The 23,094-nt window shown below is 66.7% G+C and carries 27 protein-coding genes and 1 riboswitch; of the genes, 22 read left to right on the top strand and 5 right to left on the bottom strand.

Annotated elements, in window-relative coordinates:
- Positions 1-801 precede the first annotated feature (801 nt).
- The 9 genes from yaaA (at position 802) to ACW17Z_RS08935 (ending at position 7,650) form a co-directional block, all read left to right on the top strand.
- On the top strand, positions 802-1,569 hold the full coding sequence (gene yaaA, locus ACW17Z_RS08975) for a peroxide stress protein YaaA (RefSeq protein ID WP_419319759.1): 768 nt from the start codon (positions 802-804) through the stop codon (positions 1,567-1,569).
- A gap of 103 nt (positions 1,570-1,672) precedes the next feature.
- Positions 1,673-2,470 (top strand): 3-hydroxybutyrate dehydrogenase, encoded by a 798-nt coding sequence (locus ACW17Z_RS08970; RefSeq protein WP_492058395.1) that lies wholly within the window; start codon positions 1,673-1,675, stop codon positions 2,468-2,470.
- A gap of 13 nt (positions 2,471-2,483) precedes the next feature.
- On the top strand, positions 2,484-3,554 hold the full coding sequence (locus ACW17Z_RS08965) for a patatin-like phospholipase family protein (protein WP_492058394.1): 1,071 nt from the start codon (positions 2,484-2,486) through the stop codon (positions 3,552-3,554).
- Positions 3,551-3,985, top strand: coding sequence for an NUDIX hydrolase (locus tag ACW17Z_RS08960; protein ID WP_419319764.1), 435 nt, complete (start codon positions 3,551-3,553; stop codon positions 3,983-3,985). The genes ACW17Z_RS08965 and ACW17Z_RS08960 overlap by 4 nt, the downstream gene beginning before the upstream one ends.
- Positions 3,982-4,755 carry a site-2 protease family protein gene (locus ACW17Z_RS08955; protein WP_492058393.1) on the top strand — a complete coding sequence of 258 codons (774 nt, stop codon included), beginning with the start codon at positions 3,982-3,984 and terminating at the stop codon, positions 4,753-4,755. The genes ACW17Z_RS08960 and ACW17Z_RS08955 overlap by 4 nt, the downstream gene beginning before the upstream one ends.
- A gap of 69 nt (positions 4,756-4,824) precedes the next feature.
- Positions 4,825-5,607 carry an SDR family NAD(P)-dependent oxidoreductase gene (locus ACW17Z_RS08950; protein ID WP_492058392.1) on the top strand — a complete coding sequence of 261 codons (783 nt, stop codon included), beginning with the start codon at positions 4,825-4,827 and terminating at the stop codon, positions 5,605-5,607.
- Between the two features lie 128 nt (positions 5,608-5,735).
- Positions 5,736-5,873 (top strand): hypothetical protein, encoded by a 138-nt coding sequence (locus tag ACW17Z_RS08945; RefSeq protein ID WP_492058391.1) that lies wholly within the window; start codon positions 5,736-5,738, stop codon positions 5,871-5,873.
- 80 nt (positions 5,874-5,953) lie between these two features.
- Entirely contained in the window at positions 5,954-6,919 is a 966-nt protein-coding gene (locus tag ACW17Z_RS08940) for an NAD(P)H-dependent flavin oxidoreductase (protein ID WP_492058390.1), read from the top strand.
- A 197-nt stretch (positions 6,920-7,116) separates the two neighbouring features.
- Positions 7,117-7,650, top strand: coding sequence for a hypothetical protein (locus ACW17Z_RS08935; protein ID WP_419319771.1), 534 nt, complete (start codon positions 7,117-7,119; stop codon positions 7,648-7,650).
- A 6-nt stretch (positions 7,651-7,656) separates the two neighbouring features.
- Here ACW17Z_RS08935 and ACW17Z_RS08930 read toward each other — a convergent pair whose 3' ends face one another.
- Positions 7,657-7,866 (bottom strand): hypothetical protein, encoded by a 210-nt coding sequence (locus ACW17Z_RS08930; RefSeq protein ID WP_419319772.1) that lies wholly within the window; start codon positions 7,864-7,866, stop codon positions 7,657-7,659.
- A gap of 139 nt (positions 7,867-8,005) precedes the next feature.
- Here ACW17Z_RS08930 and ACW17Z_RS08925 point away from each other — a divergent pair, with 139 nt between their 5' ends.
- From ACW17Z_RS08925 to ACW17Z_RS08905, 5 genes are all read left to right on the top strand, one after another.
- The gene (locus ACW17Z_RS08925; protein ID WP_419319774.1) at positions 8,006-8,431 is read left to right on the top strand and encodes a TIGR02301 family protein; all 426 of its coding nucleotides are present in this window, start codon (positions 8,006-8,008) and stop codon (positions 8,429-8,431) included.
- Between the two features lie 33 nt (positions 8,432-8,464).
- Entirely contained in the window at positions 8,465-9,442 is a 978-nt protein-coding gene (locus ACW17Z_RS08920; RefSeq protein ID WP_419319775.1) for an SPFH domain-containing protein, read from the top strand.
- A 4-nt stretch (positions 9,443-9,446) separates the two neighbouring features.
- Positions 9,447-9,902 carry an NfeD family protein gene (locus ACW17Z_RS08915; protein ID WP_492058389.1) on the top strand — a complete coding sequence of 152 codons (456 nt, stop codon included), beginning with the start codon at positions 9,447-9,449 and terminating at the stop codon, positions 9,900-9,902.
- Positions 9,903-9,971: 69 nt separating this feature from the next.
- On the top strand, positions 9,972-10,928 hold the full coding sequence (locus ACW17Z_RS08910; protein ID WP_492058388.1) for an ABC transporter ATP-binding protein: 957 nt from the start codon (positions 9,972-9,974) through the stop codon (positions 10,926-10,928).
- A complete protein-coding gene (locus ACW17Z_RS08905; RefSeq protein ID WP_419253010.1) occupies positions 10,925-11,686 on the top strand; it encodes an ABC transporter permease in 762 nt (253 codons plus the stop codon). Before ACW17Z_RS08910 ends, ACW17Z_RS08905 begins: the two co-directional genes overlap by 4 nt.
- Here the strand turns inward: ACW17Z_RS08905 and ACW17Z_RS08900 are convergent.
- The 4 genes from ACW17Z_RS08900 to ispH are packed head-to-tail and all read right to left on the bottom strand — an operon-like array spanning position 11,658 to position 14,553.
- Entirely contained in the window at positions 11,658-12,143 is a 486-nt protein-coding gene (locus ACW17Z_RS08900) for a recombinase family protein (protein ID WP_419319777.1), read from the bottom strand. The two genes, ACW17Z_RS08905 and ACW17Z_RS08900, sit on opposite strands and share 29 nt — an antisense overlap.
- 7 nt (positions 12,144-12,150) lie before the next feature.
- Complete coding sequence (gene rnhA / locus ACW17Z_RS08895; RefSeq protein WP_419253008.1) at positions 12,151-12,591, bottom strand: ribonuclease HI; 441 nt, start codon at positions 12,589-12,591, stop codon at positions 12,151-12,153.
- Positions 12,588-13,550 carry a homoserine kinase gene (thrB, locus tag ACW17Z_RS08890; RefSeq protein WP_419319778.1) on the bottom strand — a complete coding sequence of 321 codons (963 nt, stop codon included), beginning with the start codon at positions 13,548-13,550 and terminating at the stop codon, positions 12,588-12,590. Before thrB ends, rnhA begins: the two co-directional genes overlap by 4 nt.
- A gap of 43 nt (positions 13,551-13,593) precedes the next feature.
- Positions 13,594-14,553 carry a 4-hydroxy-3-methylbut-2-enyl diphosphate reductase gene (gene ispH / locus ACW17Z_RS08885; RefSeq protein WP_419319781.1) on the bottom strand — a complete coding sequence of 320 codons (960 nt, stop codon included), beginning with the start codon at positions 14,551-14,553 and terminating at the stop codon, positions 13,594-13,596.
- Positions 14,554-14,717: 164 nt separating this feature from the next.
- Between ispH and ACW17Z_RS08880 the strand changes: the two genes are divergently transcribed.
- The 8 genes from ACW17Z_RS08880 (at position 14,718) to ACW17Z_RS08845 (ending at position 23,083) form a co-directional block, all read left to right on the top strand.
- Positions 14,718-15,416 carry a Tat pathway signal sequence domain protein gene (locus tag ACW17Z_RS08880; RefSeq protein ID WP_492058387.1) on the top strand — a complete coding sequence of 233 codons (699 nt, stop codon included), beginning with the start codon at positions 14,718-14,720 and terminating at the stop codon, positions 15,414-15,416.
- Positions 15,413-17,215 (top strand): arginine--tRNA ligase, encoded by a 1,803-nt coding sequence (gene argS / locus ACW17Z_RS08875; RefSeq protein WP_492058386.1) that lies wholly within the window; start codon positions 15,413-15,415, stop codon positions 17,213-17,215. The genes ACW17Z_RS08880 and argS overlap by 4 nt, the downstream gene beginning before the upstream one ends.
- 135 nt (positions 17,216-17,350) lie before the next feature.
- A riboswitch (glycine riboswitch) is annotated at positions 17,351-17,442 on the top strand.
- A gap of 249 nt (positions 17,443-17,691) precedes the next feature.
- A complete protein-coding gene (gene gcvT / locus ACW17Z_RS08870; protein WP_492058506.1) occupies positions 17,692-18,741 on the top strand; it encodes a glycine cleavage system aminomethyltransferase GcvT in 1,050 nt (349 codons plus the stop codon).
- Positions 18,742-18,759: 18 nt separating this feature from the next.
- Positions 18,760-19,125, top strand: coding sequence for a glycine cleavage system protein GcvH (gene gcvH / locus ACW17Z_RS08865; RefSeq protein WP_492058385.1), 366 nt, complete (start codon positions 18,760-18,762; stop codon positions 19,123-19,125).
- A gap of 51 nt (positions 19,126-19,176) precedes the next feature.
- Positions 19,177-20,523 carry an aminomethyl-transferring glycine dehydrogenase subunit GcvPA gene (gene gcvPA / locus ACW17Z_RS08860; protein WP_492058384.1) on the top strand — a complete coding sequence of 449 codons (1,347 nt, stop codon included), beginning with the start codon at positions 19,177-19,179 and terminating at the stop codon, positions 20,521-20,523.
- Positions 20,520-22,097 (top strand): aminomethyl-transferring glycine dehydrogenase subunit GcvPB, encoded by a 1,578-nt coding sequence (gene gcvPB / locus ACW17Z_RS08855; protein ID WP_492058383.1) that lies wholly within the window; start codon positions 20,520-20,522, stop codon positions 22,095-22,097. Before gcvPA ends, gcvPB begins: the two co-directional genes overlap by 4 nt.
- Before the next feature lie 132 nt (positions 22,098-22,229).
- On the top strand, positions 22,230-22,640 hold the full coding sequence (locus ACW17Z_RS08850) for a hypothetical protein (RefSeq protein WP_419319790.1): 411 nt from the start codon (positions 22,230-22,232) through the stop codon (positions 22,638-22,640).
- Positions 22,637-23,083: a hypothetical protein gene (locus tag ACW17Z_RS08845; RefSeq protein ID WP_492058382.1), complete on the top strand. Its 447-nt coding sequence runs from the start codon at positions 22,637-22,639 to the stop codon at positions 23,081-23,083. The genes ACW17Z_RS08850 and ACW17Z_RS08845 overlap by 4 nt, the downstream gene beginning before the upstream one ends.
- Positions 23,084-23,094: the final 11 nt, after the last annotated feature.

The following is a 23,094-nucleotide window of genomic DNA, read 5'->3' as shown; positions in this document are numbered from 1 at the left end:
TCATCTTCCCCCTCCGGGGGAAGACGGCTGCGAAGCAGCCCGTAGGGGGCAAGTGTGGGGATGGAGCGCTGTCTGTCCCCGTACTTTCCAGAACAAACCCCAACCCAATCAACCGCTTGTAAAATAGTTGATCGCGCCAATCCTCGGAGCTCAAACCCGCTGCATAATCACAGCTGTCCCCGTCGCAGGGGGAGGGCGCCTGGTACCGGCCCAAAGCGGCGATGGGGATGGAGCTGAGCGGGGCCGCGACGCCCTGGAAGGCGGGTCGAGGTGTGCGGGCTGTCTCAGAAGGACGGACCAAACGCTGAGTGGCTCGTCGGCCGGGTGAACGCGGGTCGAAGAGGGCGAGGGATCGTAAACCCGCCTATCGCGCATCGTCGGGGGTCGAGACGGTTAGCCGATCGACCTTGGTGCGCGCCCGTACGGGGGCTCTTGGGTATCAGAGCTGAAACACGCTCGCTTGGCCCAATCCTCACGCAAGAACAGCTTCTGCGAAGCGGACAGGTCGAGCCGAAACGCAAAACACACATCACGGTCATCCGGGTTCGCCCCGGCCGCTTCGCGCCTCCCCGACTAGCTCAGTGGCTGACGCCGCGTGAGGCTGAGAGCCTGTGTCCGCCAGACTTGCCCCCTACGGGTCGCTTCGCGACCGTCTTCCCCCGGAGGGGGAAGATGAAACGCGCCGACCTCGTCTTCCCCCTACGGGGGAGGACGACCGCGTAGCGGTCAGGAGGGGGCCCGTGACCACCAATCACCAACCTCCCGCTAGCGATCCCGGTCAGGACACTCTATCTCCCGCCCATGCTGATGGTCATCTCCCCCGCCAAGTCGCTGGACTTCACCGCGCCCGATCAGGTGCTGCCGCTGACCACGCCCGAGCTGAAGGACAGGATCGCCGAGCTGGCCAAGGTGACGCGCAAGCTGACCGCCGCCGATCTGCGCCGGCTGATGCATATCTCCGAAAAGCTGGCCGACCTGAACCGCGAGCGGTTCCAGGCTTTTGATCCGCAGGTCGAGGACGGCCTGCAGGCCGTGATCGCCTTCAATGGCGACGTCTATGGCGGCCTGGCGGCGCGCGAGCTGGACCGGGCGGCCCTGGACTGGGCCCAGGACCACCTGCGCATCCTGTCGGGCCTGTATGGCGTGCTGCGGCCGCTGGACGCCCTGCAGCCCTATCGCCTGGAGATGGGCACGCGGCTGAAGACCAAGCGCGGGGCCAACCTCTACGACTTCTGGGGCGAGACCATCGCCCAGACCCTCAACGACGCCGCCGAAGGTCACGCCGACAAGACCCTGGTGAACCTGGCCAGCCAGGAATATTTCGGGGCCGTCGACGCCAAGGCCCTGAAACTGCCGGTCGTCACCTGCCATTTCAAGGAAGAGAAGGCGGGCCTGCTCAAGGTGCTGGGCTTCTTCGCCAAGAAGGCCCGGGGGCGGATGGCGCGTTACATCATCGACAACCGGGTCGAGCAGGCCAAGGATCTCAAGGCCTTCGACCTGGACGGCTATGCTTTCCGTCCCGCGCTCTCGACCGACACTGATTGGGTTTTCGCTCGCCCCCAACCCTGAATTCATCTATCGATGAATTTATAAGCGCTCGCCCTTCGCAATGGCGAGTTATATGCTGCGCTGCAGCAAATATTAGGGTCGCAATTAAAGGAACCGCGTCGCCATGGCCGTTGATTTCGGTTTGCAGGGCCAGGTCGCCATCGTCACAGGCTCGACCAGCGGCATTGGCCACGCGATGGCCGATGCGCTGGCCGCCCAGGGCGTCAATATCGTCCTGAACGGTCTGGGCGAGATGACCGCCATCGAGCGAACCCGCTCCGAACTGGCCGAACGGCATGGCGTCGAGGTGCTGTACAACGGCGCCGACATGACCAAGCCCGACCAGATCGCCGACATGGTCCGCGCCGCCAAGGCCGAGTTCGGCGAGCTGGACATCCTGATCAACAATGCCGGCATCCAGCATGTGGCCCCGATCGAGGACTTTCCCACCGACAAGTGGGACCAGATCATCGCCATCAACCTGACCTCGGCCTTCCACGCCACCAAGGCCGCCGTGCCGATCATGAAGGCCCAGGGGCGCGGCCGGATCATCAATATCGCCTCGGCCCACGCCCTGGTGGCCTCGCCGTTCAAGTCTGCCTATGTGGCCGCCAAGCACGGCGTCCTGGGCCTGACCAAGACGGTGGCCCTGGAAGTGGCGACCTTCGGCATCACCTGCAACGCCATCTGCCCGGGCTTCGTGAAGACCCCGCTGGTCGAGGCCCAGATCGCCGACCAGGCCAAGGCCCGCGGCATCAGCGAGGAAGCCGTCATGCGCGACGTCATCCTGGCCAGCCAGCCGACCAAGCAATTTGTCACCTTCGACCAGCTTTCCGGCATGCTGCTGTATCTGGTGTCCGACGCCGGGGCCTCGGCCAACGGCGCCGCCTTCCAGATCGACGGCGGCTGGGTGGCGCAATAAGGGGAACTGGGCCATGCCCATCGGCCCGTTCAAGAAGAAGCCCGCCGGCCCCAGGCCGCTAAGTCTGGCCCTGCAGGGCGGCGGCGCCCACGGCGCTTTCGAATGGGGCATCCTCGACCGCCTGCTCGAGGAAGACGATATCGAGATCAAGGCGGTGACCGCCGCCTCGGCCGGGGCGATGAACGCAGTCTGCCTGGCCCACGGCCTGGCCGAAGGGGGCGCTGAGGGGGGCCGCGCCAAGGCCCGCGAGACGCTCGAAGCCTTCTGGCGGGGCACAAACCGGGCCGGCGGCCAGAACGTGTTCGGCGACTCCGCCATCTGGACCAAGGCCTTCGCCGGCCCCGACTGGCTGAAAAATACCCCCGGCTGGCGCATGGCCGAGACCCTGGCCATGAGCCTGTCGCCCTACGAATTCAATCCGTTCAACCTCAATCCGCTGCACGATGTGCTGGAAGCGACGGTGAACTTCGAGACGATCCGCCAGCGCTCGCCGATCAAGCTGTACATCGCCGCCACGGCGGTGCGGCTGAGCAAGGCCAGGATCTTCCGCGAGACCGAGCTGACCGCCAAACACATCATGGCCAGCGCTTGCCTGCCGCAGGTGTTCCAGGCCGTCGAGATCGATGGCGAGCCCTATTGGGACGGCGGCTTTCTGGCCAATCCGCCCCTGTGGCCGTTGTTCTATGACGACACGCCCGACGACATCCTGGTCGTCAGCCTCAACCCCTTCGTCCGCGACGAGACGCCCAAATCGCCGGGCGAAATCATGGACCGGCTCAACGAAATCACCTTCAATTCGTCCCTAGCCGCAGAGCTGCGGGCCATCGGCTTCGTGCAGAAGCTGCTGGATGAGGGGCTGCTGAAGGACACCGCCAAGGGCCGCTATCGCAAGATGCTGGTCCACGCCATCACCGCCGACGGGCCGCTGGCCGACCTGTCGCTGTCGACCAAGTTCAACACCGAGTGGAGCTTCCTGCTGGACCTCAAGGAACGGGGCCGCACCGCCGCCCAGACCTGGCTGGACGACTGCGGAACCCTTATCGGCGTCAAGTCCAGCATCGACCTGAAGACCGGATTTCCATGAACCACCCTGTCCCCACCGTCGGCGTCGTCTGCCTGCGCGACGACCAGGTTCTGCTGATCAAGCGCGGCACGGCGCCCCGGCTTGGCCAGTGGAGCCTGCCGGGCGGCCGCATGGAGCTGGGCGAGACGACGATCGCCGCCGGCCTGCGCGAACTGAAGGAAGAGACCGGCGTCGAGGCCACGATCCTGGGCCTGATCGACGTGATCGACGGCGTGTTTCCGGCCAGGCCCTCGCTTGACGGAAAGCCGGGCGAGATCACCCGCCACTACGTCCTGATCGACTATGCCGCCCGCTGGATCTCGGGCGAGCCGGTGGCTGGCGACGACGCGGCCGAGGCGCGGTTCGTCTCGCGCGAGGAAGCCATGGCCCTGGTCGAATGGGACGAGACCCGGCGGATGATCACCGAAACCTATGAGCGGTTTGCGGCATGACCACTGTGGATGCCCCCGCCTCCCGCCACGGGATCAGCGTCAACGCCCTGATCCTGATCGGCGCCGTCGTCGCCCTGGGCTGGGCGCTGACGATCCCCACGGCCCTCACCGGCTTCCTGACCTTCGCCTTCGTGGCCCTGGCCTGGGTGCTGAGCGTGGGCGTCCACGAGTTCGGCCACGCTTTCGTCGCGCACAGGGCCGGCGACACCACCATCGTCGGAAAGGGCTATCTGACCCTCGACCCGCTGAAATATTCCGACCTGTCGACCACCCTGATCTTTCCGCTGATCGCCCTGGCCCTGGGCGGCATCGGCTTTCCGGGCGGGGCGGTCTATCTGCGCGAGGACCTGATGCGTACCCGGACCTGGCGGTCGCTGGCCTCGCTGGCCGGCCCGCTGGGGACGCTGGTCGTGCTGATCGTGATCGCCCTGGTCCTGCCGCTGTTTGGCGACCGCGCGCCGGCCCTGACCAACGCCCTGTCGCTGCTGGCCTTTCTGCAGGCCAGCGCCCTGGTCCTGAACCTGCTGCCGGTTCCGGGACTGGACGGCTATGGCGTCATTCGCCCCTTCCTGCCCGAAGGCGTCCGCGCCAGGCTAGTGAAGGTCGAGCTGATCGGTTTTCTGATCCTGTTTGGCCTGATCTTTTTCGTGCCCGGCGTCAGCGCCGTGATCTTCGGCCTCGCCGGGGCCGTGGCGGGGCTGCTGGGCGTTTCGTTCGACGCCATGGGTGCGGGCTGGGACGCCTTCCGCTTCTGGGACAGCGCCGGTTGACCTAGCGGGCACTTGACCGGGCGGCGCTTCGCGCTTCTCTTTCAAACAAACGTTCAAGGGAGAAACGCCATGGCCTATGCGCCGTTCAATCTGGCCGGCAAGGTCGCGCTCGTCACCGGCGGCAATCGCGGCATCGGCCTGGGCATGGCCAGCGCGATGGCCCAGGCGGGCGCCGACATCGTCATCTGGGGCTCCAACGCCGAGCGCAATCAGGCCGCCGAGGGCGAGCTTCTGAAGCACGGCGTGCGGGTCAAGGCCCAGACGGTCGACGTCTCCGACGAGACCCAGGTGGCGCAGGCCATGGTCGAGGCGGTCGAGGCCATGGGCCGGATCGACTCGGTGTTCGCCAATGCCGGGGTGGGCTTTGGCTCGCCGTCCTTCGTGGACATGCAGACCGAGACCTATCGCAAGGTGCTGGCGGTCAATCTGGACGGCGTGTTCTTCACCCTGCGCGAGGCCTGCCGCCACATGGTGGATCGCGCCAAGTCGGGTGATCCGGGCGGCTCGCTGGTCGGCATCGCCTCGCTGGCCGCCATCGAGGGCGCGGCGCGCAACGAGGCCTATGCGGCGACCAAGGGCGCGGTGATCTCGATGATCAAGTCGGTGGCCGTGGAGCACGCCCGCTATGGCGTTCGCGCCAACGCCATCCTGCCCGGCTGGATCGCCACCGACATGACGGCCGGCGCCCAGGGCAATTCGGCCTTCGCCGAGAAGGTCATTCCCCGGGTCCCGGCCCGGCGCTGGGGCGAGCCCGCCGACTTTGGCGGCATGGCGGTCTATCTGGCCTCGGACGCGTCGAGCTATCACTCGGGCGACACCCTGATCATCGACGGCGGCTATTCGATCTTCTGATTTCTGGACTCCGGAGTCGAAGAAAACCCTTCTGCACAAGGGTCTTGCGAAGGCGCCGGCTTGGTGAGAGACTTTTCTGGAGGGCAGCCTGGACAGCAGATCCGGGCGCCTTTCGAGGAAACGAAACGATGACCCCGCAAGACGTCGTCAGCCTGGCTCCGCCGCGAGGCGCTCTGGCCCTGATCGCCATGATGCTGACGGCGATGGCCGCCTGCTTCTTCACGACCGAGGCCACCACCGAAGCGGTGCGCAGCGACCGGGTCTGATCCCGCTGACCTCGCGGCACGCTTGCTAGCCGGCCAAGGCGACGCCCATTCTTCCGGAAAATAATGGGAGGACGGGTTTCATGGCGCTGCATACGCCCCTTTGCGATCTTCTGGACATCGAGCACCCGATCCTGCTGGCCGGCATGGGCGGCGTCTCCTACGCCCCCTTGGCGGCGGCCGTGTCTAACGCCGGCGGCTATGGCGTGCTGGGCATGGCCGGCACCTCGCCCGACTTCATCCGCGACCAGATGCGCCAGGTCCGCGCCCTGACCGACCGACCGTTCGGCGTCGACCTGCTGGCCGCAACCCCCGACGCCCTGACCGACAGCGTCGAGGTCATCATCGCCGAGGGCGCTTCGTCCTTCATCGCCGGCCTGGGCGTGCCGCTGCCGATCATCGAACGCCTGAAGTCGGCGGGCCTGAAGGTCATGGTCGTCTGCGGGGCCGTGAAACATGCGGTCAAGGCCGAGCAGGCCGGTTGCGACGCCGTGATCTGCCAGGGCGGCGAGGGCGGCGGCCATACCGGTCTGGTCGGCACCCTGCCTCTGGTCGCCCAGGCCGTGGACGCCGTGAAGATCCCCGTGGTCGCCGCCGGCGGCCTGCACGACGGCCGAGGCCTGGCGGCAGCTTTGGCCCTGGGCGCCCAGGGCGTCTGGATGGGCACCCGGTTCATCGCCTCGACCGAAGCCCACGCCGGCGACCTCTATCGTCAGGCGGTGGTCGATGCGGCCGACGAGGACACCGTTCGCACCCGCTGCTATTCGGGCAAGCCGATGCGGGTGAGGAAGAACCCCTATGTCGAGGACTGGGAGTCGCGCCCCGCTGATATCCAGGGCTTTCCCCAGCAGGCCATGGTCTCGATCCGCAATGGCGCCATGGGCGGCATCGGCGGCCAGATCGAAGGCCTGGACGCCGAAAGGTCATGCTTCGCCATGGGCCAGAGCGCGGGCGGCATTCGCGAGGTGCTGCCGGCCGGCGTGATCGTCGAGCAGTTGGTCGCCGAGGCCCGCGCCGCGATCAGCCGGATCGCAGCCCTCAATCGGTAAGGTCAACCTCGGGCCTATAGGGCGCCAGCCGGTTCAGGTCGCGGCGGCGCAGCGCCGGGCTTTCACCGTTGTCCGCCATGATGGATCTTCCGCGACCGTGCAGCGTGCTTGGCCATAGCGCGCTGGCGGTGCGCTAGTTTCCAATCGACGCGGCGAAGCTTCCAAGGCAGGCTGGAGCGCACCACGGAGAACGCGGCATGCGCACCGGCTATGTCCTCAAAACGCGGCTCAGCGAGTATGGGGCCCTGTGGCTGGCGTCTTTCGTGCTGGTCCTGGCCGGCGCCGGCTTTGTCACCTTTGCCCTGGGGCGGGATCTGATCGAGGTTGCCGACACGGTCCTGCCGATCAGTTTTGCCCTTCTCGGCCTGGCGGTTGTGGTCGGCGTGGGCGTGACCCTGGTCTCGACCGCCAGCCTGATCGCCAAGTGCCTCGTCACGCTGCTGGCCCTGCTGCTGATCCTGCCGCTGCTGTGGTCGCCGGTTCTGGCCGTGCTGATCATCGCCACGATCGGCCAGGTCGTGATCGAATATTCGCAGGCCTACGCCCAGTTCCGGATCGTCGTCAGCCAGTTGATCTATCCGGTGGTGGCGATGCTGGTGGAGGGGCCGCTGGTGGCGGCGGTCTGGAACGCCTTCCAGATCGTGGCTTCGATCGTCGGCTTCGTGGCGTCGGCCCTGCAGGTCTGGCGCGTGGTCAAGCCGTGGCTGGCGCGGTCGGCCCTCGAAGCCTGAGCTTGCTCAGCTGAGCAGTATGGGCGCGGGCAGGGTGGAATCTTCGTCCTGCACGACGAGCAGGACCGGCATGCCGACGCCGGTCGACTGCTCCGCCAGACGGGACACTGCCGCAGTCGCCTGATCTTGCGTCGCGTAGTGCCCAAATCGCAGGTGCTCGCCCACGATGGCCCAGTGATCGCCGACCCGGATGACGCCATAATGCACTTCAGTCATGATCGACCTCCTTGCAGTGGGAGTAACCTTGCGCCGATCCATGGCGATCGCAAGGCCCGATACGCCATCACATCGCCGCAGACTCGCGCGAAGGGCGCGTGGTGGTGACATCAGGCCGCGAGCCGGGAATACTACGACCATGCTTCGCTTGCCTGTCGCCGCCCTGATCATCGCCTGCATGGCCACTGCCGCCCTCGCCCAGGAGCGCGAGCCGGAAGAGCGCCAGCGCCTGCTGGACCTGGCCTATTCGCTGGGCGAGAGCCACGCCCTGCGGCAGACCTGCGAAGGCCTCAACGACCAGTTCTGGCGCTCGCGCATGGTGCGGCTGACCGAGGTGGAGCAGGCCGAACAGGCCTTTGACGCGCAGCTTCGCGAGCGGTTCAACACCGGCTTCGCCGCGCGTCAGGGCGAGTTTCCGCTGTGCGACGCCGCCAGCCGCAAGGCCGAGCAGCAGTCGGCCCGCAAGGGCCAGGCCCTGGCCCTGAAGCTCTCGCAATCCATCCGCGTGATCCCGCGTGGCGAGACCGCTCCGGATTCCATGGCGGAGCCCGCCGCCCCGCGCTAACCTGCGCCTCTTGGTTGTGCAGGGAGCGTCGTCGTGGCCTCATTTCTGGTTCCGCTGGTCCTACTGGTCCTGGCGCTTTTCCTGGTCATCAGCGTCATCAAGATCGTGCCGCAGGGGCGCGAGTTCACGGTCGAGCGGTTCGGCCGCTACACCCGCACCCTCAAGCCCGGCATCAGCATCCTGACCCCCTTCGTCGAGACCATCGGTCGGCGGGTCAACATGATGGAGCAGGTGCTGGACGTTCCCCAGCAGGAGGTCATCACCAAGGACAACGTCTCGGTGAAGGTCGACGCCATCGTCTTCATTCAGGTGATGGACGCCGCCCAGGCCGCCTACAAGGTCGACAACCTGATGTACGCCATCACCCAGCTGGCCCAGACCAACCTGCGCACCGTGGTCGGTTCGATGGAGCTGGACGAAGTCCTCTCACAGCGCGACCAGATCAACACCCGCCTGCTGTCGACCATCGATCACGCCACCGGTCCCTGGGGCGTCAAGATCGCCCGCATCGAGATCAAGGACCTGACCCCGCCGGCCGACATCACCAACGCCATGGCCCGCCAGATGAAGGCCGAGCGCGAGCGCCGCGCGGTGATCACCGAGGCCGAGGGCGAGAAGCAGGCCGCCATCGCCCGCGCCGAGGGCCAGAAGCAGTCGGCCATCCTGCAGGCCGAGGGCCGCAAGGAAGCCGCCTTCCGCGATTCCGAGGCCCGCGAGCGGGAAGCTGAGGCCGAGGCCAAGGCGACGGCCTTCGTGTCGGAGGCCATCTCCAAGGGCGACGTCAACGCCATCAACTACTTCATCGCCCAGAAATATGTCGAAGCCTTCGGTGAGCTGGCCCGCTCGCCCAACGCCAAGACCGTCATCGTGCCCGCCGACTTCGCGGGCCTGACCGGAACGGTCGCGGGCGTGGCCGAACTGGTCAAGACGCTGGGCGGCTCCAGCGCTGTTGCGCCCACCCCGCCGATTCCGCGCACCAACACGCCGACCGGCGGCGCCAAGAGGGTCTGAGCCGATGGACGCCCTGGCGAGCTTCTATGCGATGCACCCCTTCTGGGTCTGGCTGGCGGTAGGCGCGGTCTTCCTGGCCATCGAGGTCGGGACCGGCAGCGGCTGGCTGCTGTGGCCGGCGGCGTCCTCGGCCCTGGTCGGCGTGCTGGCCCTGGTCGTGCCGATGAACCTGCCGGTCGAGATCGCTCTGTTCGCGATCCTGACCATCGCCACCACCTATCTGGCCCGCCGCTTTCTGCGGCCGGTGCTGGAGGGCGATGCGCCCGACCTCAACGACCCGCTGCTGCGCCTGATTGGCCGCGACGGCGAGGTGCTTTCGACCTTCGAGGCCGGCATGGGCCGGGTGTTTGTCGACGGCAAGGAATGGCAGGCCCGGCTTGACGGCGGTCCGCCGCTTCCGGGACAGCGCATCCAGGTGGTCGGCGTCGACGGCGCCACCTTGACGGTGCGCGCCTACTAAACTGGGCCGTAAGAGGGGCGACGTCTAGCGCCTGGAGCGGGGAGTCCCCATCTGGCGGCTACCCGCCGCTTGCATCGTGCGGGATCTTCAGGGGGACCCGTGACGGGCATCATATCGGTATCGGGTCTGACCAAGACCTATGCTTCAGGCCATCAGGCCCTGAAGTCGGTGGATCTGGACATCCGCCAGGGCGAGATCTTTGCGCTGCTGGGGCCCAACGGGGCCGGCAAGACCACCCTGATCAGCATTATCTGCGGCATCGTCAATCCCAGCACGGGGACGATCCTGGCCGACGGCCATGACGTGGTGCGCGACTATCGCGCCGCCCGCAGCAAGATCGGCCTGGTGCCGCAGGAGCTGAACACCGACGCCTTCGAGACCGTCTGGGCGACGACACGGTTCAGCCGGGGCCTGTTCGGCAAGGCCCCCAACGACGCCTATATCGAGAAGATCCTGCGCGACCTGTCCCTGTGGGACAAGAAGGACGCCAAGATCATGACGCTGTCAGGCGGCATGAAGCGCCGGGTGATGATCGCCAAGGCCCTGAGTCACGAGCCGACCATCCTGTTCCTCGACGAGCCCACCGCCGGTGTCGATGTCGAGCTGCGTCGCGACATGTGGGTGATGGTCCGCGCCCTGCGCGAAAGCGGCGTCACCATCATCCTGACCACCCACTATATCGAGGAGGCCGAGGAGATGGCCGACCGGATCGGGGTGATCAGCAAGGGCGAGATCATCCTGGTCGAGGACAAGGATGTGCTGATGAGGAAACTGGGCAAGAAGCAGCTGACGTTGCAGCTGCACAGCCCGCTGACCGCCGTCCCCGCCGCCCTGTCCAGCTATCCGCTGGAGCTGGCCAGCGACGGCCACGAACTGATCTACACGTTCGACGCCCAGGCCGAGGAGACCGGCATCGCCGAGCTCCTGCGCCGCCTCGGTGAGGAAGGTGTCGATTTCAAGGATCTGCATACCAGCCAGAGCTCGCTGGAAGACATCTTCGTCAGCCTCGTGAGCGACGCCAAATGAACCTGCACGCCATCAAGTCCATCTACCGCTTCGAGCTGGCGCGGTGGTTCCGCACCTTGGCCCAGAGCATCCTGGCGCCGGTGATCTCGACCTCGCTGTATTTCGTGGTGTTCGGCTCGGCGATCGGCTCGCGGATGCAGTCCATCGACGGCGTCAGCTATGGCGCCTTCATCATCCCGGGTCTGGTGATGCTGTCGCTGCTCAGCGAGAGCATCTCCAACGCCGCGTTCGGCATCTACATGCCCAAATGGGCCGGCACGATCTATGAGCTGCTGTCGGCGCCGGTCTCATGGATCGAGACGGTGATCGGCTATGTCGGCGCCGCCGCCACCAAGTCGGTGCTGCTGGGCCTGCTGATCCTGGCCACCGCCCGGTTGTTCGTGCCGTTCGAGATCGCCCATCCGTTCGTGATGGCGCTGTTTCTGGTGCTGACGGCCGTGACCTTCAGCCTGTTTGGCTTCGTGATCGGGGTCTGGGCCGACAACTTCCAGAAGCTGCAGATCGTGCCGGCCCTGATCATCACGCCGCTGACCTTCCTGGGCGGCAGCTTCTATTCGATCAACATGCTGCCCGAGTTCTGGCAGAAGGTGACCCTGTTCAACCCGGTGGTCTATCTGATCAGCGGCTTCCGCTGGAGCTTCTACGGCGTCTCCGACGTGGGGGTCGGCATCAGCCTGGCCATGACCTGCGTGTTCCTGGCGATCTGCCTGACCGCGGTGTGGTGGATCTTCAAGACGGGCTATCGGCTGAAGACCTGAGGTCTGGCGAGGCGCTGGTTGCTGCAGCCGGGGCCTCGCGATGCTCTGTCTTGGCGCCGCCCCGTGCGATCATTGAGGCTTCGGCGGTGCGGACCACGCTGCGTTCGCCGTTGAACATCGCAAGGGCCTGGCAGGCGTCGAAAAAGCCGGGGTCCAGGCGGGTGTCGATGGCGGGCTGCAAGACGACCAGCTCCAGGTTCGACGCCTTCAGCTTCAGGATCACGTCCAGCAGGTCGACCATGGCCCCGCCCAGGGCATGGAAGCTGGCTACGGCCAGGGCTCCACCCGGATCCAAAGCGGCGATCGCGCGATCCAGGCCGGTCCGCACGACGCCGCCCGCCAGGCAGCGGTCGCTGAACACCTCCTCGCAGCCGAGCAGCAGCAGGCGCTCCTCCTGGGCCGGACTGAAGAAGACGCCGCGCACGGGCGGCAGGCGGTAATAGCCGACAAACTTCATGTTAGCCTCAGCCCCGCCGTTCGCTCAGGCCCTTGTTGGCCAGTTCGTCAGCCCGCTCGTTCAGCGGATGGCCGGCATGGCCCTTGACCCAGCGCCAGTCGACCTCGTGCCGGTTGCGGGCGGTGTCGAGGCGCTTCCACAGATCGTCGTTCTTGACCGGACTCTTGTCAGCGGTGCGCCAGCCGCGGGCCTTCCAGCCGTGGATCCACTGGGTGACGCCCTTCATTACGTACTGGCTGTCGGTGTGCAGCTCGACCTTGCAGGGCTTGGTCAGGGTTTCCAGGGCCATGATGGCGCCCATCAACTCCATGCGGTTGTTGGTCGTATGGGCCTCGCCGCCGCAGATCTCTTTCTTCTTTTCGCCGTAGAACATGATCGCGCCCCAGCCGCCCGGGCCGGGGTTCCCCTTACAGGCGCCGTCCGTATAGACGATGACCTTGGGCGTCATTCGCCGGTTCCGAACAGGGTCAGGCCCTCGCGATGCACGGCCAGCTTGCGCTCGTACTCCATGGGATCATGCGGCTTGACCAGGGCGCCGGCGGGCGTCGCCTTCCAGTCGGCCAGGCGGGTCAGGAAGAACCGCATCGCCGCGCCCCGCGCCAGGATCGGCAGGGCCTGCTTTTCGACGGGGCTCAGCGGCCGACGACGCTGATAGCCGGTCAGCAGGGCGGCGGCGGCGGTGGCGTTGAAACTGCCGTCGGGCTCGAAGCACCAGGCGTTCAGGGTCACCGCCACGTCGTAGGCGTAAGCGTCGTCGCAGGCGAAATAGAAGTCGATGGCGGCGGCGAACTTGCCGTCCGGCCGGAAGAAGACGTTGTCGGGGAAATAGTCGGCGTGGATCACGCCCGACGGCAGGTCGCGCGGCCAGGCCAAGGCCAGCTCGGCCAGGTCCTTTTCAATGGTCGCGGCCAGGCCCGGCTTGAGATCCTCGGCGCCCTTGCGATGCTTTGAGAACAGCGGCGCCCAGTAGGGCTGGCCCAGATCGTTGATCCGGCGACCTGGATAGCCCTCGCCCGCCAGATGCAGCTGGGCCAGGCCCTCGCCGGCCTCGCGGCAATGGGCGACGGTGGGCCGGCGCACTGACAGGCCCGACAGGAACTGCACCAAGGCGGCGGGTTTGCCGCGCAGGGTCTTGAGCGTGCGCCCGGCCCGATCGGCGATCGGCGTGGCGCTGGGAAAGCCGCGATCGGCCAGCCAGCGCATCAGATTGAGGAAATAGGGCAGGTCTTCCGGCGCGGCGCGCTTCTCATAGACCGTCAGGATGAACCGCCCGGCCTCCGTCTCCAGCAGGAAGTTGGAGTTCTCCACGCCTTCGGCGATGCCCTTGAACGCCAGGGCTTGCCCCAGGTCGAAGTCGGCCAGGAAGGCGGCGAGTTCTTCGTCGGTGATGTCGGTATAGACGGCCATGATCGGGGGATGCGTGAGCCGGCGCTGCCGGTCAAGAGGTCGCCTAGGTCGTCAGCAGTCTCGGCAGCTTGAAGGTCACCGTTTCGCGGGCCTCGATCAGGTCCTCGATGGTGACGTCGAAGCGGGCTGCGATGGCGTCGATGACGCCCTGCACCAGATCTTCGGGCGCGGAAGCGCCGGCCGTCAGACCCACGCGAGAGACACCCTCGAACCACGACCAGTCCAGGCCGCTGGCGTCATCGATCAGCCGGGCGTCCTTGGCCCCGGCCTTCAGGCCGACCTCCGCCAGACGCACCGAGTTGGACGAGTTGCGCGACCCGACCACCAGCACAAGCTCCGTCCCCTGGGCCAGATGCTTGACCGCATCCTGACGGTTGGTGGTGGCGTAGCAGATGTCTTCCTTGTGCGGCGCGGCGATGCCGGGGAAGCGGGCCTTCAGCAGGTCGACCATGTCGGCGGTGTCATCGACCGACAGGGTGGTCTGGGTCAGGAAGGCCACGTTCGAAGCGTCCTTGGGAATCCAGGCGCGGGCGTCGTCGATGTTTTCGATCAGGGTCACGGTGCCTTCCGGCAACTGGCCCATGGTGCCGACGACCTCGGGATGACCGGCGTGGCCGATCAGCACGATCTCGCGGCCGGAATTGAAATGCTTCTGGGCCTCGACATGGACCTTGGAGACCAGCGGGCAGGTGGCGTCCAGATAGATCATCTGGCGGGCCTTGGCCTCGGCCGGCACCGACTTGGGCACGCCGTGGGCAGAGAACACGATCGGGCGGTCGTCGGGGGCTTCGGACAGCTCCTCGATGAACACCGCGCCCAGCGCCTTCAGGCGGTCGACGACGTGGCGGTTGTGGACGATCTCGTGGCGGACATAGACCGGCGCGCCGAATTTCTCGATGGCGCGCTCAACGATCTGGATGGCGCGATCGACGCCCGCGCAGAAGCCCCGAGGGCTGGCGAGCACGACGGTGAGCGGCGGACGGACCGGAGCATGGGCGTTCATGAGCAGGAACCTAAGCGTTCGAAGCCCCCGGCGCCAGCGCCGCAGCTCAGGTCCGTCCCCAAAGCAGTTGATTGCGACGTCACGCATATGCCTTTATCAGGCTGCATGACGCCGACGGGGGCATGCGCCCCTTCAGGCTCTTTCATTTTCTGACCGGACGTTTCATGCGCCCTCATTTCACTGTCGCCCTCAGCGCCCTGATGGCTGTTTCGATCGCGGTGACCGCGACGAGCGTTCACGCCCAGGCTCGCGGTCGCGGCCAGGACCAGGGTCAGCAGGACGAAGAGCAGGCCAGCAAGAAAAAGAAGCGCGACGAGGAGTGGAACCAGTCCAAGGCGCCGCTGGCCCAGCTGCGCAACGCCGGCCCATGCCCCTATGTGAAGGTGCTGTACGACGCCAGCCGCTTCGTCGAGTTCAAGGACGGGCGGGAAAACCCGGCCGCCGTGGCCTATACCGGCGAGATCCAGGGCATTTCGTCGGGCTGCGCCTATAAGAGCGACGATCCGATCAGCATCCGTGTCGAAGTGCTGTTCCAGCTCGGCCGCGGCCCACAGGGCGCGGAACCCCAGCGCAACTACCGCTACTGGGTTGCCGTCACCGAGCGGAACCAGTCCATCATCGCCAAGGAATATTTCGATCTGCCGATCACCTTCCCGGCGGGCCAGGATCGTGTCTTCGCCACCGAGCAACTGCAGACCATCACCATCCCGCGCGCTGACGCCAAGGTCAGCGGCGGCAATTTCGAAGTCCTGGTCGGCTTCGACGTGACCCCGGAAATGGCCGCCTTCAATCGTGAGGGCAAGCGCTTCAGGGTCAATGCCGGCCAGACGACCGCCCAAGCAGGGACTCCCAACAAGCAATGAGTGATTTGAAGCGGTCCTTGAGCGAGGCGGCCGCAGCCGCCTTCCAGGCCGCCGGACTGTCTCCCGAGTTCGGGCGTGTCACGGCGTCCGACCGGCCCGATCTCGCCGATTTCCAGTGCAACGGCGCCCTCGCGGCCGCCAAGAGCGCCAAGCGCAATCCGCGCGAGATCGCGGTGCAGGTGGTCGATCACCTGAAGGGCGACCCACGCCTGGCCTCGGTGGAAATTGCCGGCGTCGGCTTCATCAACATGCGTGTCAGCGCTGAGGCCCTGTCGGCCCGCGCCAAGGAGATCTCCGCCGATCCCCGCGTCGGCGCCGCCCTGGTCGAAGAGCCGCGCCGCGTCCTGATCGACTATGCCGGCCCCAATGTCGCCAAGCCGATGCATGTGGGCCACCTGCGCGCCTCGATCATCGGCGAGTCGGTCAAGCGCCTGTACCGCTTCCGCGGCGACGACGTGGTGGGCGACGCCCATTTCGGCGACTGGGGCTTCCAGATGGGCCTGCTGATCGTCGCGGTGATGGACGAGCATTCGTTCATCCAGGCCCTGATGGAAAAGCTGCCCGAAGCGCCGCGCGGCTTCACCAAGGCCGACGAGGACAAGGTGCTGGCGGAGTTCGTTCCGCTGGTCAGCCTGGCCGACCTGGACCGCCTGTATCCCCTGGCGTCGGCCCGTCAGAAGGAAGACCTGGACTACAAGGAGCGGGCCCGTCGGGCGACCGCCGAGTTGCAGAACGGCCGCTTCGGCTACCGCCTGCTGTGGCGCCATTTCGTCAATGTCAGCCGCGTGGCTCTGGAGCGCGAGTTCCACGCCCTTGGCGTCGACTTCGACCTCTGGAAGGGCGAGAGCGATGTCCAGGAGCTGATCGCGCCGATGGTGCGCCAGCTGGAGGACAAGGGCCTGCTGGTCGACGATCAGGGCGCGCGCATCGTCCGGGTGGCCCAGGAAGGCGACAAGCGCGACGTGCTGCCTTTGCTTGTGGTCTCGTCGGAAGGCTCGGCCATGTATGGCACGACCGATCTGGCCACAATTCTGGACCGGCGCAGCACCTTTGACCCGCACCTGATTCTCTACTGCGTCGACCAACGTCAGGCCGATCACTTCGAGACGGTGTTCCGCGCCGCCTATCTGGCCGGCTACGCCGAGCCTGGCACGCTGGAGCATATCGGCTTTGGCACCATGAACGGCAGCGACGGCAAGCCGTTCAAGACCCGCGCCGGCGGCGTTCTGAAGCTGCACGACCTGATCGAGATGGCCCGTGAAAAGGCCCGCGAGCGCCTGCGCGAAGCCGGCCTCGGCGCCGAGCTGTCAGAGGAAGCCTTCGAGGACACCGCCCACAAGGTGGGGATCGCGGCCCTGAAGTTCGCCGACCTGCAGAACTTCCGCGGCACGTCCTACGTCTTCGATCTCGACCGCTTCACCAGTTTCGAGGGCAAGACCGGGCCCTACCTGCTGTACCAGTCGGTGCGCATCAAGAGCGTGCTGCGCAAGGCTGCAGAAGCGGGGGTTCAGGCCGGTCGGATCGTCATCGGCCAGCCGGCCGAGCGCGATCTGGCCATGCTGCTGGACGCCTTCGAGGGCGCGCTGACCGAGGCCTATGACAAGAAGGCTCCCAACTTCGTGGCCGAGCACGCCTACAAGCTGGCCCAGACCTTCTCGAAATTCTACGCGGCCTGCCCGATCATGAGCGCCGACGACGAGCCGACCCGCGCCTCACGCCTCAACCTGGCCCAGACCACCCTGCGTCAGCTGGAGCAGTCCCTGGAGCTGCTGGGCATCGAAGCGCCGGACCGGATGTAGGATTGTATCCGTCTTGAAGTCGCAATCTGCGACTTCAAGACGGACCTTCCAGCGCAGCTTCAAGCAATCGGAAGAGAGTTTGACGCGGGGGCATCTGCCCCGTTGACTCCATCCGCCGCCTCCCGCATTGAGCCCAAGACCCACGCGGGAGACATCGGGATTCGCGTCCCGAGGCCGAAGGCGCAACCGCCCCGGAAACGCTCAGGCAAAAGGACCGCGCGGGTTTAGGAACGCTGGAAAGAGGCAGTCTGCTCTCCTTTAGAACAGGAAGTGGGATTGTCCGCCGAAGGAGCAAGGTCGCGCCCTTTTCACTTTGAAGGGTGGCCGGAATCTCTCAGGTCAAAGGGACAGCGGGGGCGCTATCGTCTGGTGAAAGCCGGGCTAGCAGCGCCGTCCCCGTTTGGAGTCCCCGCGTGTCCGACCAAGATCTCAAGAAGACGCCCCTGTACGACGCGCACGTCGCCGCCGGCGCCCGCATGGTCCCGTTCGCGGGCTACTCCATGCCGGTGCAATACAAGGACGGGGTGCTGAAAGAGCATCTGTGGACCCGCGAACATGCGGGCCTCTTCGACGTCTCGCACATGGGCCAGGCCCGGCTGCGCGGCGCCAATCCCGCCAAGAGCTTCGAGAAGCTGGTCTCGGCCGATTATCAGGGCCTCAAGCCCGGCAAGCAGCGCTATGCGGTGCTGCTGAACGCCGAAGGTGGCGTGATCGACGACTTGATGACCGCGCGGCCTGACGACGATGGCCTGTTCATCGTGGTCAACGGCGCCTGCAAGGACAATGACTACGCCATCATCGCCGAGGCCCTGAAGGGCGAAGCGACGGTTGAGCGCCTTGAGGACCGCGCCCTGTTGGCGCTTCAAGGTCCCGAGGCCGCCGCCGTGCTGGCCGCCCATGTGCCCGAGGCCGCGAGCATGGTGTTCATGGACACCGCCGCCCTGACCGCCTTCGGCGTTGACGCCATCATCTCCCGCTCGGGCTATACCGGCGAGGACGGCTACGAGATCTCGGTGCCGGCCGCCGATGCCGCGCGCATCTGGAACACCCTGCTGGAAGACGAGCGCGTGAAGGCCATCGGCCTGGGCGCCCGCGACAGCCTTCGCCTTGAAGCCGGTCTGCCGCTCTATGGCCACGATATGGACGAGACAGTCTCGCCGATCGAGGCCGGCATGAACTTCGCCATCGGCAAGAGCCGCCGCGAGGCCGGCGACTATCTGGGTGTCGGTCGCATCGGCAAGGAACTGGCCGGCGAGCTGAAGCGCGTGCGGGTCAATCTGCGCGTTCTGGAGGGCGCTCCCGCCCGCGAAGGCGCCGAGATCGCCGATGAGACCGGCGCCGTGGTCGGCGTGGTCACCAGCGGCGGTTTTGGCCCCAGCGTCGGCGGCGCCATCGCCATCGGCTTCGTCCCACCCGCCCTGGCGGTTATCGGCGCGCAGCTGAAAGTCATCGTTCGCGGCAAGCCGCAGGCGGCGGAGGTCGTGGCCTCGCCGTTCGTTCCCAATCGTTACGTCCGCAAACTCTAGTTCCAAGGGCCGGAAAAGATGCGCTTTACCAAAGACCATGAATGGGTCGCCGTCGAAGGCGACATCGCCACCGTCGGCATCACCGCCTATGCCGCCGAGCAACTGGGCGACGTGGTGTTCGTCGAGGTCCCCGAAGTCGGCAAGACCGTGAAGCAGGGCGACGGCCTGGCCGTAGTCGAGAGCGTCAAGGCCGCTTCCGACGTCTACGCCCCGGTCTCGGGCGAGGTGGTCGAGGCCAACGCCGCCCTGGGTGATGCGCCCGAAACCGTCAACGCCTTGCCGGAAACGGGCGGCTGGTTCGCCAGGCTCAAGCTGTCGGCCCCCGCCGAGGTCGAGGCCCTGATGGACCGCGACGCCTACGAAGCCTTCCTCTCGACCCTCTGATTTTCCTGTCTTCCCGGTCCAGGCCGGGATGACAAGCACAGGCTCCTCCCCATGCGTTACCTCCCCCTCACGCCCGAAGATCGCGCCGAAATGCTTGGCGTCATCGGCGTGGACTCGATCGACGCCCTGTTCGTCGACGTGCCCGCCTCCGCCCAGCGTTCCGGAACCGTCGACCTGCCGCTGCACGCCGGCGAACTGGAGGTCGAGCGCGAGATGTCGGCCCTGGCCAAGCGCAACCGCTCGGCGGGGGAGGGGCCCTTCTTCTGCGGCGCGGGGGCCTATCGCCATCATGTGCCGGCCACGGTCGACCACATCATCCAGCGGTCGGAATTCCTGACCAGCTACACGCCCTACCAGCCGGAAATCGCCCAGGGCACGCTTCAGGTGCTGTTCGAGTTCCAGACCCAGGTCGCGGCCCTTACCGGCATGGAAGTGGCCAACGCCTCACTCTATGACGGCTCCACCGCCGCCGCCGAGGCGGTGATGATGGCCACCCGCGTGACCCGCCGCAACAAGGCGGTGATGTCGGGCGGCATCCATCCGCACTATGTCGAGACCATCGACACCCTGGCCCATGCGGCCGGCGTCGCCACCCAGCGCCTGGCCGTCGCCATCGACGCCGAGGACGCGGTGATCGCCGCGATCGACGCCGATACCGCCTGTGTCGTCGTCCAGACCCCCAACGTGTTCGGCACGGCCACCGATGTGAGCAAGATCGCCGCCGCCGCCCAGGCCGCCGGCGCGCTGCTGATCGTGGTCACCACCGAGGTCGTCTCGCTGGGCCTGCTGAAGTCGCCTGGCGAGATGGGCGCCGACATCGTAGTGGCCGAGGGCCAGTCGATCGGCAACGGCCTGAACTTCGGCGGTCCCTATGTCGGCCTCTTCGCCTGCAAGGAAAAATATATCCGCCAGGCCCCGGGCCGGCTGTGCGGCGAGACCGTCGACGCCGACGGCCGTCGCGGCTTCGTGCTCACCCTGTCGACCCGCGAGCAGCACATCCGCCGCGACAAGGCCACATCCAACATCTGCACCAACAGCGGCCTGTGCGCCCTGGCCTTCAGCATCCACATGAGCCTGCTGGGCGAGGTGGGCCTGCGTCAGTTGGCGGCGATCAATCACGAAAAAGCCCGCGCCCTGCGCGACGCCCTGGCCGCCGTCCCTGGCGTCGAGATCCTGACCTCGCGGTTCTTCAACGAGTTCGCCATCCGCGTGCCTGGCAAGGCCGTCGAGGTCGTCGAGACCCTGGCCGGTCACGGCATCATCGCCGGGGTGCCGTTCTCGCGCCTCGACGCCCATGCTGGCCTCGACGACGTGCTGCTGGTGGCCGCCACCGAGACCACCCTCGATATCGACATCACCTTCTTCGCCAAGGTTCTGGCCAAGGTCATCGCCCAATGAGCATGAACAGCGTCGGACGGCCGACCCGTCCCGAAACCGCCAATGACACCGTCGATGCGCACGCGACCCTGACCGGGGCTCGCGGTCTGCTGCAGGACGAAGCCCTGATCTTCGAACTGGGCGGCTGGAACAAGACCGGCGTCGACCTGCCGGAAGCCTCGGCCCCCGCTGACGACCTGGGCGGCCTGCTGCGCACCGCGCCGATCGGCCTGCCGGGTCTCTCCGAGCCCGAAGCCGTGCGCCACTATGTGCGCCTGAGCCAGAAGAACCACGCCATCGACCTGGCGCTGTATCCGCTGGGCTCGTGCACGATGAAGCACAACCCGCGCCTCAACGAGAAGATGGCCCGTCTGTCGGGCTTTGCTGACATCCACCCGCTGCAGCCGCAGTCGACCGTGCAGGGCGCCCTGGAGCTGATGGACCGTCTGGCCCATTGGCTGAAGACCCTGACCGGCATGCCGGCCGTGGCCCTGACGCCCAAGGCCGGCGCCCATGGCGAGATGTGCGGCATGCTGGCCATCCGCGCCGCCCATGAGGCCAATGGCCAGGGTCATCGCAAGACCGTCCTGGCCCCGACCAGCGCCCACGGCACCAATCCGGCCACGGCGGCCTTCGTCGGCTATACGGTGGTCGAGATCGCCCAGACCGAGGACGGCCGCGTGGATCTGGCCGACCTGGCGTCGAAGCTCGGCGACCACGTTGCCGCCATCATGGTCACCAACCCCAATACCTGCGGCCTGTTCGAGCGCGACGTCGTCGAGATCGCCCGCCTGACCCATGCGGCGGGGGCCTATTTCTACTGCGACGGCGCCAATTTCAACGCCATCGTCGGCCGCGTGCGCCCGGGCGACCTGGGCGTCGACGCCATGCACATCAACCTGCACAAGACCTTCTCGACGCCCCACGGCGGCGGTGGGCCGGGCGCGGGGCCCGTGGTGCTCAGCGAGGCGCTCGCGCCCTTCGCGCCCACCCCCTGGCTCGTCCACGGCGACGATGGCTTCGCCCTGGTCGAACATGCCGGCGAGGCGGGCGCGGAAACCGCCTTTGGCCGCATGAGCGCCTTCCATGGCCAGATGGGCATGTACACCCGCGCCTATGCCTACATGCTCAGCCATGGGGCTGACGGCCTGCGTCAGGTGGCCGAGGATGCGGTTCTAAACGCCAACTATCTGAAGGCCCGCCTGTCGGACGTGATGAGCCCGGCCTTCCCGGACGGCCCGTGCATGCACGAAGCCCTGTTCGACGACAGCTGGCTGGAAGGCACCGGCGTGACCACGCTCGACTTCGCCAAGGCGATGATCGATGAGGGCTTCCACCCGATGACCATGTATTTCCCGCTGGTCGTCCACGGGGCGATGCTGATCGAGCCGACCGAAACCGAGAGCAAGCAGGAGCTGGATCGCTTCGTGGTGGCGCTGCGCGCCCTGGCCGGCGCCGCCAAGGCAGGCGATGTCGATCGTTTCAAGGGTGCGCCTTTCCACGCCCCCCTCAAGCGTCTCGACGAGACTCTGGCGGCCCGCAAGCCCCGGTTGAGGTGGAAACCTGTGGCTGAAGCGCCACTGGCCGCCGAATAGCAGGGAACTATTTCGACACGCGGCGATAGGGCGCCTTTACGGCGCCCTTATCGATCCACATATCAGGCTGGCGCGTCGGGCTGATTGGATTTTCCAGGTAGCAAGCGGAGCGCGTAGTCCATCAGCCCCCTCATGAATGTCTCAGTCGCCCTCGCCATGCCGCGCGCACGTTTTTCCCCTGCCGATGATCTCGCCCGCGAGATCGTGGCGCGCGTCCTGCGCGTCGTGCTGGTCGTGCTTGGCCTGCTGCTGGTGCTGGCCGGCGCGCTGATCGCGCCGCTGCCCGGCCCCCTGGGCCTGCCGCTGACGGTGGTGGGCCTGATGCTGGTGCTGCGCAACTCGTTCAAGGCCCGCAAGCAGTTCGTGCGCTTCCAGCATGCTCACCCCAAGCTGATCTTCCCGATTCGCCGGCTGCTGCGCCGCGAGCCCGAGGTGATCCTGGTGGCGTGGCAACAGGCTTTGCGGATCGAGCGGCTGGTCATCCCGCGCCGTTGGCGCGTGGCTGTGCGCTGGCGCAAGTCGATCAAGCGCCGTCGTCGGTGACGATCGCTTCAACCGCTGCCATCGAAATCAAGCACAAGGTCCGCCGGCGCGCCCGGTTGGCCTTGCTGCTGCGCGAGTCGGCGGCGCGCGCCTATCGCGTCGCCGCGATCACCTTCGGCAGTGTGGTGATCCTGGCCGGCGCGGTCCTGACGCCCCTGCCGGGACACATCGGCCTGCCGATGCTCGTGATCGGCCTGATGATCGTGCTGCGCTACTCGTTCCAGGCCCGCAAGACGTTCATCCGCTGGCAGCGCCGCCATCCCAAGCTGGTCTTCCCGATCCGGCGCCTGATGCGGCGCGAGCCCGAGGTGCTGCTGGTCTTCTGGCAGCAGTTGCTGCGCACGGAGAAGATGATCCTGCGCAAGGCGCGGTGGCGGGTGCTGAAGCGGGGACGCAAGCACGCCCGCCGGATGTGGACTCAAAGAAAAAGGGCGCAGCCGTAAGGCCGCGCCCT

It is taken from the genome of Caulobacter sp. GSs2 (genome assembly GCF_058680895.1).
This window is presented reverse-complemented; position numbering and strand designations above follow the sequence as displayed.

Bases quoted from the DNA above. Each gene is read 5' to 3' on its own strand.
- yaaA (WP_419319759.1), top strand. From the start codon at position 802: ATGCTGATGGTCATCTCCCCCGCCAAGTCGCTGGACTTCACCGCGCCC.
- ACW17Z_RS08970 (WP_492058395.1), top strand. From the start codon at position 1,673: ATGGCCGTTGATTTCGGTTTGCAGGGCCAGGTCGCCATCGTCACAGGC.
- ACW17Z_RS08965 (WP_492058394.1), top strand. From the start codon at position 2,484: ATGCCCATCGGCCCGTTCAAGAAGAAGCCCGCCGGCCCCAGGCCGCTA.
- ACW17Z_RS08960 (WP_419319764.1), top strand. From the start codon at position 3,551: ATGAACCACCCTGTCCCCACCGTCGGCGTCGTCTGCCTGCGCGACGAC.
- ACW17Z_RS08955 (WP_492058393.1), top strand. From the start codon at position 3,982: ATGACCACTGTGGATGCCCCCGCCTCCCGCCACGGGATCAGCGTCAAC.
- ACW17Z_RS08950 (WP_492058392.1), top strand. From the start codon at position 4,825: ATGGCCTATGCGCCGTTCAATCTGGCCGGCAAGGTCGCGCTCGTCACC.
- ACW17Z_RS08945 (WP_492058391.1), top strand. From the start codon at position 5,736: ATGACCCCGCAAGACGTCGTCAGCCTGGCTCCGCCGCGAGGCGCTCTG.
- ACW17Z_RS08940 (WP_492058390.1), top strand. From the start codon at position 5,954: ATGGCGCTGCATACGCCCCTTTGCGATCTTCTGGACATCGAGCACCCG.
- ACW17Z_RS08935 (WP_419319771.1), top strand. From the start codon at position 7,117: ATGCGCACCGGCTATGTCCTCAAAACGCGGCTCAGCGAGTATGGGGCC.
- ACW17Z_RS08930 (WP_419319772.1), bottom strand. From the start codon at position 7,866: ATGACTGAAGTGCATTATGGCGTCATCCGGGTCGGCGATCACTGGGCC.
- ACW17Z_RS08925 (WP_419319774.1), top strand. From the start codon at position 8,006: ATGCTTCGCTTGCCTGTCGCCGCCCTGATCATCGCCTGCATGGCCACT.
- ACW17Z_RS08915 (WP_492058389.1), top strand. From the start codon at position 9,447: ATGGACGCCCTGGCGAGCTTCTATGCGATGCACCCCTTCTGGGTCTGG.
- ACW17Z_RS08905 (WP_419253010.1), top strand. From the start codon at position 10,925: ATGAACCTGCACGCCATCAAGTCCATCTACCGCTTCGAGCTGGCGCGG.
- ACW17Z_RS08900 (WP_419319777.1), bottom strand. From the start codon at position 12,143: ATGAAGTTTGTCGGCTATTACCGCCTGCCGCCCGTGCGCGGCGTCTTC.
- rnhA (WP_419253008.1), bottom strand. From the start codon at position 12,591: ATGACGCCCAAGGTCATCGTCTATACGGACGGCGCCTGTAAGGGGAAC.
- thrB (WP_419319778.1), bottom strand. From the start codon at position 13,550: ATGGCCGTCTATACCGACATCACCGACGAAGAACTCGCCGCCTTCCTG.
- ispH (WP_419319781.1), bottom strand. From the start codon at position 14,553: ATGAACGCCCATGCTCCGGTCCGTCCGCCGCTCACCGTCGTGCTCGCC.
- ACW17Z_RS08880 (WP_492058387.1), top strand. From the start codon at position 14,718: ATGCGCCCTCATTTCACTGTCGCCCTCAGCGCCCTGATGGCTGTTTCG.
- argS (WP_492058386.1), top strand. From the start codon at position 15,413: ATGAGTGATTTGAAGCGGTCCTTGAGCGAGGCGGCCGCAGCCGCCTTC.
- gcvT (WP_492058506.1), top strand. From the start codon at position 17,692: ATGGTCCCGTTCGCGGGCTACTCCATGCCGGTGCAATACAAGGACGGG.
- gcvH (WP_492058385.1), top strand. From the start codon at position 18,760: ATGCGCTTTACCAAAGACCATGAATGGGTCGCCGTCGAAGGCGACATC.
- gcvPA (WP_492058384.1), top strand. From the start codon at position 19,177: ATGCGTTACCTCCCCCTCACGCCCGAAGATCGCGCCGAAATGCTTGGC.
- gcvPB (WP_492058383.1), top strand. From the start codon at position 20,520: ATGAGCATGAACAGCGTCGGACGGCCGACCCGTCCCGAAACCGCCAAT.
- ACW17Z_RS08850 (WP_419319790.1), top strand. From the start codon at position 22,230: ATGAATGTCTCAGTCGCCCTCGCCATGCCGCGCGCACGTTTTTCCCCT.